This is a genomic window from Cyanobium sp. LEGE 06143, from assembly GCF_015207535.1.
GTDB lineage: Bacteria > Cyanobacteriota > Cyanobacteriia > PCC-6307 > Cyanobiaceae > NIES-981.
In genome coordinates this window covers 1-11,318 of sequence record NZ_JADEWP010000070.1, presented here as the reverse complement: position 1 = coordinate 11,318, position 11,318 = coordinate 1, and the positions used below count along the sequence as shown (strand labels likewise).

The following is an 11,318-nucleotide window of genomic DNA, read 5'->3' as shown; positions in this document are numbered from 1 at the left end:
CTGGTGGTGGAAACGGCGGGGGGGCTGCTGGTGCCGCTGCGGCGCGACTGGCTCCAGATCGAGCAGCTGCTGCAGTGGCAACTGCCGGTGGTGCTGGTGGCCCGCAGCGGCCTGGGCACCCTCAACCACACCCTGCTGTCGCTGGAGGCCCTGGGCCGGCGCCGGATTCCGGTGCTGGGACTGATCCTCAACGGCCCGGAGCACCAGGACAACCCCCGCACCCTCGAACAGCTGGGCGGCATCCCGGTGATCGCTCAACTGCCCGCTCTGACGCCGCTGACCCGGGAGGCCCTGGCAGCCGAATGGCACCGCCAGCAGGTGGGCCATAGATTGCGCAGCCTTACCCCAGCCATCCCACCGGAGGGGCCGTGATGCCGCAGACGAACACCAGGATCCGCCGCGATGCCCTGGTGAGCCTGGCCTTGGTGGTGGTGTGCGGCGCCATCCTGGCCCTGTTCACCGACGTGGAGCTGACGCTGGTGCGCTGGGTCAACTGCGGGCCGCTGGCCGCTGAGGAGAGCCGTCGCAGCGACCGCTGCCAGTGAGCGCCGGGAAGCGGCCGGCCTGGCTCGGCCCCGGCTCGCTTCAGGGGCCGGCCAGGATCGCCGCCTCCACGTCGGCGCGCGAGAGCCCATAGGGGAACTGGCGCACGCAGTCGCGGCCATCGGCCTGCCAGCTCACCTTGAGATCCTCCACCTCCAATTCGATCTGGGCACTCCAGGCGGGCCGGTGCAGATCCCAGAGGCAGGTGTTGGAGGGGCTCTGTACGGCACCGAGATGGCGGAGCCAGGCCTCCAGATCCGGCAGCGGATGGTGGTACAGGGGGGTGTGGTCGGCAGGAAGCTCGGGCATGCTAAGCGGGGATGGAAACAGCAACAGGTGGTGGAGCAACCCTCAGGCCGGAGGCCACCAGCTGGGGAGGCGAGCCAGCTCCACTCCCCGGGCCAGGGCCAGGCCGACCCCCAGCAGGAGGCTCAGCGCCAGGGCCAGCGCCAACAGCAGCAGGGCCAGCCATTCACCGCCGGAGAGGGCGCGTCGCACGGGCAGGGGCCGTCCGGGCTGCTGCAGCCGCAATGCGGGGGGAGCGACGCTGCGGCTTGCCAGCAGCAGCTCCTGACGCAGCTCGGCGTCGTACTGGCGACGGCTCTCGGGGTTGCTGAGCACCGCATAGGCCTGGCGCAGCTGCAGAAAGGAATCAGCGGCCTGATCCTTGGGCAGGGCGGTGGTATCCGGGTGGTACAGCTTGCTCAGGCTGCGGAAGGCCTGCCGCAGCTGCTCCGGCGTGGCTGTGGAGGGCAGCTGCAGCAGGGCGTAATGGCTGGAACGCGAGCCGGAGGGCGGCAACGACAGGAAACCCAGGATGGGAGATCCTAGGAATCTTGCACCCGTTGATCGCCCATGCCCACTGCCCCCGGACTCCAGGCTGCCGGGAGCCTGCAGCCTGAAGCCCTCTGGAGCCGGCTGGGCTGGGGGCCCGACCCTGACCAGCTCAGGGGTTTTGAGCACCTCCAGGACGAGCTGCGGCTCTGGAACGGGCGCCGCAACCTCACCCGGCTGGTGGAGGGGGACGACTACTGGATCTCGCAGGTGTTCGACAGCCTCTGGCCCCTGCGCGCCCTGCTGCAGAGCCCTCACGCCGCTGAGCCCCTGGAGATGATCGACGTGGGCACCGGCTGCGGCTTTCCCGGTCTGGCCATCGCCCTGGCCCTGCCCCGGGCCCGTCTCACCCTGGTGGACTCCGTGGGACGCAAGCTGGAGGCCGTGACGGCCATGGCTGCGGCCCTGGGGCTGGATTCCAGGGTGTCCGTACGTCTGGAGCGGGTCGAGCTCAGCGGCCGGGGCATGGAGTGCCGCGGCCGCTTTGCCCTGGCCATGGCCAGGGCGGTGGCGGCAGCCCCGGTGGTGGCGGAATACCTGGTGCCATTGCTGGCTCCGGGGGGCCAGGCCCTGCTGTACCGCGGCCAGTGGAGCGGGACCGACCAGGAGCCCCTGGAACGGGCCGCTAGAGCCCTCAAGGCGGAAGTCAGCGCCGTGACGTCCTGCGATCTGCCCGCTGGGCGGGGCATCCGCCATGCGGTGTGGCTCAGCCCTGCGGCCCCATGCCCGCAGGCCTATCCCAGGGCCGTGGGGGTACCCAGCCGGCACCCCCTGGGCAGCAGCTGAACCAGCGGGAGCTTCGGGCCTCAGGCGGCCGAGCTGAGCCGCTGCACCGGGGTGCCGCCGAGGCGTTCCCGCAGGCGGCGCAGCAGCGGCGGAATCTCCTCTCTCCAGGGGCTGCCGGCCAGGGCCCTATCCAGGGCCTGTGCGCTGACGGTGGTGTCGAGTGCATCGGCATTGGCGCCAGGAAACCAGTGGCCGCCGCTGCCCAGCAGGCCGTAGCGGGCCCTGGCGAAGCCTTCGAGATCCCAGGCCTCCAGCAGGTTGTGGAGCCACAGGAGCACCGGCAGGTTGATCGCTCCGGGTGCCTCAGACCAGTCCGGCAGTCCCTCCTGCCAACTCTCCAACCAGCGCGGCCCAAGCGCCTCGCGGCGGGCCTGCTCAAGCCGCTCCAGCACAGGCGGCAGCAGGCGCTCGGCCTGATCAAGCAGACCCACGGCCTCCAGATGCAGCTCCAGGTCTGCCGGGCAGGAGGCCCCCACGCTGATCGTGTGGATCCCGGCGGCCGAGAGGCAGAACAGGTCGTTGAACACGATCGGATGCAGGGGCGCGCACAGCTCCTGCAGCCGCGGGGAGGGGGTGTGCAGATGGCCTCCCTTGTCCGTGGGGCTGATCACGAACACGCCCATGTCGTGGCGGGTGGCCAGCTCCAGCGCGGGCTGGTTGTCCTGGCGGATGAAATACCAGTGCAGATTGATGTAGTCGAAGGCGTCGCTGGCGATGGCCTCGAGAATCAGCTCCAGGCTGGCGTGGGTGGAGAAGCCCACATGGCCGATGCGCCCCTGGCGCTGCCAGCGCCGCGCCACCTCCATGCAGCCGCCCGGGCGCAGGGTGTGGTGCAGATGCTCCGGCAGGTTGACGCCATGGATGCCCAGCAGATCGACCCGCTCCACCGCGAGCCGCTCAAAGCTGAGGCTGAGCTCGGCCTCGAAGGCGGCCGGATCCTCCTGGGGGGGCACCTTGGTCTGGAGGATGCGGCAGGGATCGGGCCGCTGGCCCAGCAACCAGCCCAGCTGGCGCTCGGAGCTGCCGTAATGGCGGGCGGTCTCGATGTGGTGCAGCCCCCTCGACCTGGCCTGATCCAGGGTCGCAGCCAGATTGGCCTGGCTCTCAGCGCTGATCTGCTCGGCGGGAAGGTCTGTCCAGCTCTGCTGGAAACGCATGCCCCCCAGGGAGAGCACCGGCATGGCCAGCTCGGTGCGGCCGAAGCGACGGGTGGGAATCATCGGGGAAGCGGCTTGACGGGCGAGCCCTAGGCCGATGGACGGGCTTCCCGACGGGGCAGGGTGCGCCGGACTCGGGAAGGGTTGGGGAAACCGAGGGGCTGGATGTCCTGCTGGGAGAGCTGCTCGGCAAGCGAGGGGAGCGCCTCATAGGCCACCCAGTGGATGCAGTCCACGGGGCAGGTGTCGATGGCCTCCTGGATCCTGTCCGTGCTGTCACCGTCCTGGCGAATCGCCCTGGAGCGTCCCCAGGTTTCCTCCACCAGAAAGGTGTTGCCGGCCACGTGGGCGCAGTAGCGGCAACCGATGCAGACGGCCTCATCCACCCACACGGCCTGCTGGCGCAGGGCACCGCCGAGAACGGGCTCATGTCCCGTGGCGGCTGGCTGCTCGCGCTGACTCGGGGCCGTGAAGGCCAGGGCTGGATCGATGCCGGTGGTCATGGTCAGCTCCAGCGGGTCACCACCAGTTCGATGCTGCCATCGGCCTGGTTGGCCTGTTCGCTCACCTGGAAGCCCTCGTTGAGGCTGGCAGAGAGCACGGTGCGCAGGGCGTAGCGCTGGGTGAGCTGGGCCAGGAAGCGCTCCACGGGAACCTGCTGCTTCCAGAGGTCGAGGTCGGTGACCAGTTCGTAGCGCCCCTGGCTGGCATTGAAGCGGAAACCGATGTCGGCGCCATTGGGCTGGCTGATCGCCACCTGGGCCAGTTCGCTCTGGCCGCGGTAACCCCGCACCGACAACTCCCCTTCGCGGGGATCGTGGCCCAGGTCGCTGAGGGCTTCGAGCAGGGCGCCGCGGTCACGGAGCTCGGTCTTGACGGTGCTGAAGTGGGACATGGCCTCAGGTGAGCTGGGTGGTCTGGGATTCGTTCTGGAGCTGCCGGGACGGCTGGTAGGCCTCCGCGGTGCTGCTTCGCTGCTGGACGCTGCCCAACCGGGCTTCGATGCGCTCGGTGAGCTGCTCGCAGCCCTGACCCTGAACGCCCTCCACCAGCTCTTCGACCCGGCCGTCAGGCCGGATGCGGAAGCGGATGGTGTGTTGCGCCATCCCGTGACGGTTCGGAATGGGGCGATGTTAACCGTGATCTGAGGCTGGCTGGGATCAGGCCAGCAGCCCCTCATCCACCAGGGTCTGGAGCCGCTCCAGCACCTCGGGCTGCTCCAGTTGCTCGAGGGCGAGCCGCGCTTCATCGCGCACGCCCGACTCGGCGTCGTGAAGCATGGTGTGGAGCAGACACTCCACCAGCTCCTGCTGGCGCGGCTGCACCAGATCCGGGAAGAGGCGGCCCAGGCCCCAGGCACTGTTGCTGCGCACCGCCGGCTCACTGTCGATGCGCAGACTCAGCAGCAGCTGGGCTGCCGCCGGATCCGCCTTGGCCGGCCCGGTGCTGCCGGCATCCGCCAGGGAAGTGGCGGCCCAGAGGCGCACCGCCGCAATGTCCACCTGCAGGGCCCGGATCAGGGGGTTGAGCACCGGGGCCTCGGGGTAGTTGCCGAGGCTCCAGGCCACGGCCTTGCGCACATAGCCGTTGTCGTCGTTGGCCAGCAGGGCCAGCAGCGGAGCCACGGCCTGGGGGCTGGGGTTACGGCCCAGGGCGTAGACCGCGCTCATCCTCAGGATCGGGCAGGAGGCCTCCAGCAAGGGGAGCAGCAGGGGCACCGAGCGGGGGTCGCGGTGCTCGCAGAAGATGCGCAGGCCCTGCATGCGCTGCTCGTGGGCCCCGGCGAGCAGGGTCAGGCCCAGCTGGCATTCGGCCACCACGTCCACCGTGCTGTCCTCGGCGCCATCGAGCTCATCGAGGGGATCGCCGAGCAACTCCTGGGCCAGCTCCTGGGCCAGCACGTCAGGGTCGAGATACAGCTCCTGGGGGCTCTCCGGATAGGGGCCCGGCGTGGCTGGCAGCTCGGGCCAGGGATCGGACGGGGACACACTCACGGATCTCGCTCAACCCACCGGAGCGGGGGCGGCCATGTCGCCCGGCAGCCAGATGCGGGCGCTGACGGCAAACAGCGCCAGGCCGAACAGCACCACGATGGCGGCGGGCAGCAGGGTGGAGCGGAGGAATTGCACTGGGATCCGGCAGGGACTGGGGGCAGAAGGCCCACCACCGAGGCCATCATCACCCCTGTGGGGTCTGCCCCAGCAGTCCGCGCAGCTGGCCCTGAAGCCGACGTCCCTGCTGCAGCGCCAGGGCCCCCAGCACGGCCACCGCCAGGCCACCCCAGCCCCAGAGGGGCAGCTTGAGCAGGAAGCCGCCGATGCCGAGCAGGGCGCCGAACAGCACCGCACAGCTGCTGACCAGCTGGGTGAGCAGCTGCAGCAGCGTTTCTTCGGGTTCAACGCCGGTGCGCTGCCTCCAGCCTCGCCAGCCGGGGCCCGCCGGCCGCACCTGGCGCACGAAGTGCTCCAGCACCTCTGCAGACTCCGGCGGCGTGGAGACCATCACCCCGATCCACACCACTCCAGTTCCGGCGGTGGTGACCAGCAGACGCTCGCCGTAGTCATCGATGCGCAGCAACGGCACCACCGACGTGGCGAAGCCCACCAGAAAGCCTCCCACCATCGCCGCCAGCTCGGCGGCGGCATTGACCCGCCACCAGAACCAGCGCAGCACCAGCACCACCCCGGGACCGGTGCCGATGGCGATCACCAACCGGAACACCGTGCCGATGTTGTTGCTGAGCAGGGCCGTGATCACCCCCAGCACCACCAGCAACACCGAGGCCAGCTGGGCGATCAGCAACAGCTCGCGCTCGCTGGCACGGGGGCGCATGAAGCGCTGGTAGAGGTCGTGGGTGAGATAGCTGGCCCCCCAGTTCACCGCCGTGCTCACCGTGCTCATGAACGCCGCCACCAGGGACACCACCACCAGCCCCAGAGCCACGGGTGGCAGCAGCCGCACCGCCAGCAGGGGATAGCTCTGTTCCCAGTCGGTCTGGTCGGGCAGGAGCACCACCGCCGCCAGGGCCACCAGGATCCAGGGCCAGCTGCGCAGGAGATAGTTGACCCCCAGGAACACCCATCCCGCCACCCGGGCTTCACGCTCGTTGCGGGTGGCCAGCAGCCGCTGGATGAACTCGCCGCCACCGTCGCTGCGGCGGAAGCTCCACCACTGCAGGGCGATGTAGGCCGTGAAGGTGGGCACAGAGATGCCGGCCCCCTCCAGCCAGCGGATGCGGCCGCCCTCGACCTGCCAGGGCACCATCGACAGCAACTCAGGGCGTTCGAGGGCCCGCAGGCTGGCCAGCAGGGCATCCATGCCCCCGGCAGCGTGCACGGCAGCCACGGCCACCGCCGTGGCACCGGCCAGGGCCAGCACCAGCTGCACCATGTCCGTCACCACCACGGCCCAGAGGCCGCCTGCCGCCGTGTAGATCAGCACCAGCACCCCCACGATCGCCAGCAGGGTGAGACGGGCCTCAGGCGTAGGGGCCAGCCCGAGAGCCTCACTCACCTTGGCCATGGCCAGAAAGGCGTAGCCGATGCCGATGCAATTAATCGGCAGGGCGAACAGGAAGGCCTTGATGCCTCGCAGCCAGGCAGCCGTGGCTCCGCCGTAGCGCAATTCCGTGAAGGCAGCATCGGTGAGCACGCCGCTGCGGCGCCAGAGGGGCGCGAACACCACGGCCATCGCCACGTGCGCCACTCCGAAGCTCCACCACTCCCAGTTGCCGGCCAGACCGCGCACCCCCACGAGCCCGGCCACGTAGAGGGGGGTGTCCACCGAGAAGGTGGTGGCGGCCATGGAGGCGCCGGCCAGCCAGCCCTTGAGGCTGCGTCCGGCCACGAAGTAATCTGACTGGTCGCGGTTGCGACGGGCCAGCCAGAGGCCCAGCAGCAGACTGGACACCAGATAGCCGATCAGGATCAGCCAGTCGATCGTGTGCACGGCGAGCGGCGCTGGTGGGCGCAGTATGAAGGCGTGATCTCTGCCGGCCGCTGCGACCTGCCCGATGCTGAACAGCTTCTTTGCCGACTCGCTCGACCAGGACACCGTGCGCAGGCGGATCCTGGATCTGGAGGACGGCCGGGTGGGCTTCTACAGCATCGGGCTCTACCCGGCATCACTGGCCTACAACAGCGCCATGCACGGCGGCGGCGACCGCCTGCTGCTGGCCCCCCGGCCGGGCCGCTCCCTGTTCGGAGCCTTCACGCCGCGGGATCTCTCCGGCATGGACCCTCTCCATGTGGCCACGATGGAGAAGATGCTCCAGCACGAGCACGATGGCCAGCTGCGGCCCAACAGCCTGCGCACCCTGATCGAGCGCTGCGATCTGGTGGTGCTCACCGCCAACAGCAACCACATTGAGCAGGACCTGCACGAGGCCTGTGAACTGCGCCGGGAGCTGGGGCGTGAACAGGTGGTGATGGCCTGCCTGGCGGGTTCCTTCAGCCACGACCCGCTCCGCAACGATTCCTACGTGCTGTGTGAACGGCAGCCCAACCTGGCCTTCTTCTCAGGCTTCCACCGGCACGGTGCCCTGCGCGATCCCGTGGACAGCTTCACAGCCAACTTCTGCCATCCCAACGGCATCACCGCGATGATCGGCGCGCGGCTGATGGACCGGCTCTCCCCCAACATTCAGGTCTCACCTGGAGTCCATAACGTCGAGGCTCAGTACATCAAGGCCGCCAAGAACATCTCCTCGATTTTTGCCGGATTCGGCTACACCTTCCACGCCGAGAACACCGGAATCCTGCCCACCCTGCTGACGCTGTTGCTCGACCAGTGCCTGGACCAGGCCTCCTCGGTATCCATGCGACGCCGCGACCGGCAGCGCCTCTACGGCAGGCAGCCCTTTCCGCTCACCGAACTGGGCTACGGGGTGCAGCGGATCGAAGCCACCCTCAGCCGCGGAGGCGAAATGGAGAAGGTGCGCGATCACACCTTCACCCAGCTCACGGCGATGGTGGCGGATGTGCGCGGCAGCATGATGCTGCCAGTGTGCGGCAAGCCCACGCGGAACTTTCAGGCTGGGCAGATCCTGGCTGAGGGCATGCGCAAACTGGGCCGTTGTCCCGTGGATGTGGACGAGTTCGAGCAGTGGTGTGAGCAATCGGGCGTCAAGAAAGGCGGCCTCGAGGGTCTGAAGGCGCTGCGCTACTGGCCTCAGATTCTGGTGAACTACGGCATACAGGTGCACGACGCATCGATGGTGAACCTCCTTTACATGGCCATCTTCGGGAAGAGCGACACCAAGGCCATTGCCTTTCGGGTTATGACTGAAAGCCGCGAACTCTCCAACTATTGTCAGGAGTCGGTGCGCCCTTCCCACAGCCGGCGCTACTCGGAGGCACTGCAGAGCCTGGAGCGCCCCGAAAGCCTCGATCTGCTGGCCAATGCCGTGGTGGCCGACAACGCCCGGCGGGCCATTCCCGACGACGGCAACGCCGATGACGGCAGCTCCAGCGAGGAGATTCCGGCCTATCTCCGCGCCATGAATGTGATTGAAAACGTGTGGTGATGCTCATCTCCCAGGGCGAGAAGAGCCCTGATCAGATCTGGCGGATCGCCCGAGCGATCAGCTGCCGCAGAGCGCCCAGCAGCGCCAGGGCGTGATCTCGCTGATGCCGCAGCTGCCTGATCAGCTGCCGCTTGCGATCGAGCTTCACCTGGAGAGCGGCGTTGCGCTCCCGTCGGGCCGCAAGCCGCTCCTGGGTGTGCTCTTGCTGCTGGGACAGGGCGCTGTGCCGCCCCTCCAGGGCATCCCGTTGCTGTTGCAGCCTGGTTTGGGCGGCGCTCAGCTCGCTGAGCACCTGGGTCTGGCTTCTGAGGCTTGACCTTGAGGCCTCCAGTTCGAGTTCACGTTGCCTGGACTCGGCGCGCAGGGCGCGCAGCTGATCGGTACCCGAACGCCAGCCTGGAATCGCCCCTGGGCAGGCCAGCACCCGTGCGACCAGAGGACCGAGCAGGGCCTGGGCCACCCCTGGGGTGAGGTCGCCCGCGAGCAGCCGCGTCTGCAACCCCTGCCAGGCCTCCACGGCTGTCTCGGCCAGGAGCACCCCAGGTGGCAGGGTCAGTCGGGTCTGCAGCACAGCTCGCTGACGGACCTGGCCGTCCGCATAGGAACGGCCGATCACCTGCTCGACCAGAGCGGGGGAAAGCCGCGCCAGCTGGGCCGGCTCCAGCCATTCGTCCCAGAGCGCGGACAGGGCACTGCTGAGTCGCTGCAGCGGCCAGGTGGCCGGAGAGGCGAAACTCTCGAAGGACAGACACAGCCGAGGAGCTCCGCTCTCCTGGCCGAGCAGGGCCAGATTGTAAGCGGCCCAGAGGGCAAGGCCACGGTCGGGGGGGATGCCATCCCGGGCCTGCAGCGAGGCGGCCACCTCAATGGGGTGCCGCACGATGGCGATCAGGGGAATCTGCCGTAACAGCACATGACGGTAGGCCTCGCTGGTGAGGCAGAGACGTGGGTCCTTGTCGATCCAGAAGTCATCACGGGTATGAATCGGCAGATCGGCACGCAGTCCGGCCAGGAAGGCACGGCTCTGGGCCGCGGCGAAATCAGGCTGACCTAACCAGGGAAAATCCCAGGAGCATTCAAAAAACGAAAGAATGCGATCGTTCGCCTGCAGCAGAGAACGGGATTCAAAATATCCCTTGGAGTTCTCGAACGTGGCAGGCAGGGCAGCAGAGTCGGCGAATAGGGGGTTGACAAGGCCTAGCTGATTGGCCATCTCATGCAGAAGGCCAGACAGAAAGGATGTGCCTGAGCGGTGACAACCAGCAACAAACAGCAAGGCAACCGCCTAATCAGCCAGGCCTGACTTTACAGCCACTGAAGTCAGCCAATCCACGCAGCCAACAGCAGGACTGTGGCGCCCCTTGGCGGCAGCGGATCAAGTCCAGGAGGCTGGGGCCGCTCCAGATTCAGGCGTGAGCCGTGATGCCGGGCGACAGGCGCCGCCGCAACTGACCGCAGGCCGCATCGGCATCCAGTCCTCGACTGGCCCTCACGCTCACCGCGCCATGGCGGGCCTCGAGGATGCGGCGGAAGGCCTCCACTGCTGCCGGGGCAGGGCGCTGAAACTCCTCTTCCTCAATCGGGTTGTAGGGAATCAGGTTCACATGGCTCTGGAAGCCCCTGATCAGCCGTGCCAGGGCCTCGGCGTGGTGGGGCTGGTCGTTGAGCCCACCCAGCAGGATGTACTCGAAGCTCACCCGCCGGCCCGTGATCGCCACGTAGCAGCGGCAGTCGTCGAGCAGTGCCTCAATCGGATAGGCGTGGGCCGTGGGGATCAGCTCCTCCCTCAGCCGCTGATCCGGCGCGTGCAGGCTCACGGCCAGGGTGAACTGGGCGCGGCCCAGCTCCGCCAGGGCCCGCTCCGCCAGGGTGGGCAGGGTGCGCGGCACACCCACCGTGCTGACCGTGATCTGACGCTGGGCCATGCCGAGATCAGCGCAGAGGCAGCGGATGGCGGCCAGCACCGCATCACGATTGAGCAGCGGCTCACCCATCCCCATGAACACCACGTGGCTGGGGCGCTCATCCATGGCCTCGCGCACGGCCAGCACCTGATCCACGATTTCGTGCACCGCCAGGGAGCGCTGCAGCCCTCCCTTGCCGGTGGCGCAGAAGCGGCAGGCCATCGAACAGCCCACCTGGCTGCTGACGCAGGCCGTGAGGCGGCCCTTGGCCGGGATGCCCACGGTTTCCAGGCTGAGGCCATCGGCCGTGGCCAGCAACAGCTTGGTGGTGCCATCACGGGCGATGCTGCGGTGCAACTCCTGGGAGCGGCCGATCCAGTCGGGGGATCCGGCCGGAGGCGAGTTCAGCAGGCGCTGGCGCCAGGCCTTGGGCAGCACGGTGACGGCATCGAGGCTGCGGGCCCCCTTCGCATAGATCCAGTCATGGAGCTGGCGGCCGCGGAATGGTTTCTCACCCTGTTGCTCTGCCCAGGCTTCCAGCTCGCTCAGGCTGCGGCCCAGCAGATGGGC

15 protein-coding genes are annotated in these 11,318 nt (G+C 68.4%); 4 read left to right on the top strand and 11 right to left on the bottom strand.

The annotated features are described in order from the left end of the window. The coding region (gene bioD / locus IQ216_RS06750; protein ID WP_193814866.1) for an ATP-dependent dethiobiotin synthetase BioD at positions 1-372 on the top strand (372 nt) is incomplete at its 5' end. Next, positions 372-545 carry a hypothetical protein gene (locus IQ216_RS06745; RefSeq protein WP_193814865.1) on the top strand — a complete coding sequence of 58 codons (174 nt, stop codon included), beginning with the start codon at positions 372-374 and terminating at the stop codon, positions 543-545. The genes bioD and IQ216_RS06745, both read left to right, overlap by 1 nt. Before the next feature lie 40 nt (positions 546-585). On the opposite strand, the gene IQ216_RS06740 is transcribed toward IQ216_RS06745, so the two are convergent. Beyond that, a complete protein-coding gene (locus IQ216_RS06740; protein WP_186698707.1) occupies positions 586-852 on the bottom strand; it encodes a DUF3143 domain-containing protein in 267 nt (88 codons plus the stop codon). A gap of 42 nt (positions 853-894) precedes the next feature. Continuing rightward, on the bottom strand, positions 895-1,344 hold the full coding sequence (locus IQ216_RS06735; RefSeq protein WP_228007230.1) for a J domain-containing protein: 450 nt from the start codon (positions 1,342-1,344) through the stop codon (positions 895-897). 54 nt (positions 1,345-1,398) lie between these two features. Between IQ216_RS06735 and IQ216_RS06730 the strand changes: the two genes are divergently transcribed. Then, positions 1,399-2,163, top strand: a complete 765-nt coding sequence (locus IQ216_RS06730; RefSeq protein ID WP_193814864.1) for a 16S rRNA (guanine(527)-N(7))-methyltransferase RsmG — start codon at positions 1,399-1,401, stop codon at positions 2,161-2,163. A 20-nt stretch (positions 2,164-2,183) separates the two neighbouring features. Here IQ216_RS06730 and IQ216_RS06725 read toward each other — a convergent pair whose 3' ends face one another. From IQ216_RS06725 to IQ216_RS06700, 7 genes are read right to left on the bottom strand one after another with little or no spacing between them, the layout of a single operon-like run. Then, complete coding sequence (locus IQ216_RS06725; protein WP_193814863.1) at positions 2,184-3,383, bottom strand: aldo/keto reductase; 1,200 nt, start codon at positions 3,381-3,383, stop codon at positions 2,184-2,186. 26 nt (positions 3,384-3,409) lie between these two features. Continuing rightward, positions 3,410-3,823: a ferredoxin gene (locus IQ216_RS06720; RefSeq protein WP_186698702.1), complete on the bottom strand. Its 414-nt coding sequence runs from the start codon at positions 3,821-3,823 to the stop codon at positions 3,410-3,412. Between the two features lie 2 nt (positions 3,824-3,825). Beyond that, positions 3,826-4,215: a DUF1257 domain-containing protein gene (locus tag IQ216_RS06715; protein ID WP_193814862.1), complete on the bottom strand. Its 390-nt coding sequence runs from the start codon at positions 4,213-4,215 to the stop codon at positions 3,826-3,828. 4 nt (positions 4,216-4,219) lie between these two features. Next, positions 4,220-4,426, bottom strand: a complete 207-nt coding sequence (locus IQ216_RS06710) for a DUF2997 domain-containing protein (RefSeq protein ID WP_186698698.1) — start codon at positions 4,424-4,426, stop codon at positions 4,220-4,222. A gap of 54 nt (positions 4,427-4,480) precedes the next feature. Next, a complete protein-coding gene (locus IQ216_RS06705; protein ID WP_228007232.1) occupies positions 4,481-5,281 on the bottom strand; it encodes a HEAT repeat domain-containing protein in 801 nt (266 codons plus the stop codon). 42 nt (positions 5,282-5,323) lie between these two features. Then, a complete protein-coding gene (locus IQ216_RS14465; RefSeq protein ID WP_255460123.1) occupies positions 5,324-5,449 on the bottom strand; it encodes a hypothetical protein in 126 nt (41 codons plus the stop codon). 49 nt (positions 5,450-5,498) lie between these two features. After that, complete coding sequence (locus IQ216_RS06700; RefSeq protein WP_193814860.1) at positions 5,499-7,268, bottom strand: sodium:solute symporter family protein; 1,770 nt, start codon at positions 7,266-7,268, stop codon at positions 5,499-5,501. 64 nt (positions 7,269-7,332) lie between these two features. Between IQ216_RS06700 and IQ216_RS06695 the strand changes: the two genes are divergently transcribed. After that, positions 7,333-8,844: a hypothetical protein gene (locus IQ216_RS06695; RefSeq protein WP_193814859.1), complete on the top strand. Its 1,512-nt coding sequence runs from the start codon at positions 7,333-7,335 to the stop codon at positions 8,842-8,844. 31 nt (positions 8,845-8,875) lie between these two features. Here the strand turns inward: IQ216_RS06695 and IQ216_RS06690 are convergent, their stop codons facing one another. Together IQ216_RS06690 and rlmN are read right to left on the bottom strand one after the other, a co-directional pair. Beyond that, positions 8,876-10,057: a hypothetical protein gene (locus IQ216_RS06690; protein ID WP_193814858.1), complete on the bottom strand. Its 1,182-nt coding sequence runs from the start codon at positions 10,055-10,057 to the stop codon at positions 8,876-8,878. Positions 10,058-10,250: 193 nt separating this feature from the next. Next, positions 10,251-11,312, bottom strand: a complete 1,062-nt coding sequence (gene rlmN / locus IQ216_RS06685) for a 23S rRNA (adenine(2503)-C(2))-methyltransferase RlmN (protein WP_193814867.1) — start codon at positions 11,310-11,312, stop codon at positions 10,251-10,253. Between the last annotated feature and the right edge of the window lie 6 nt (positions 11,313-11,318).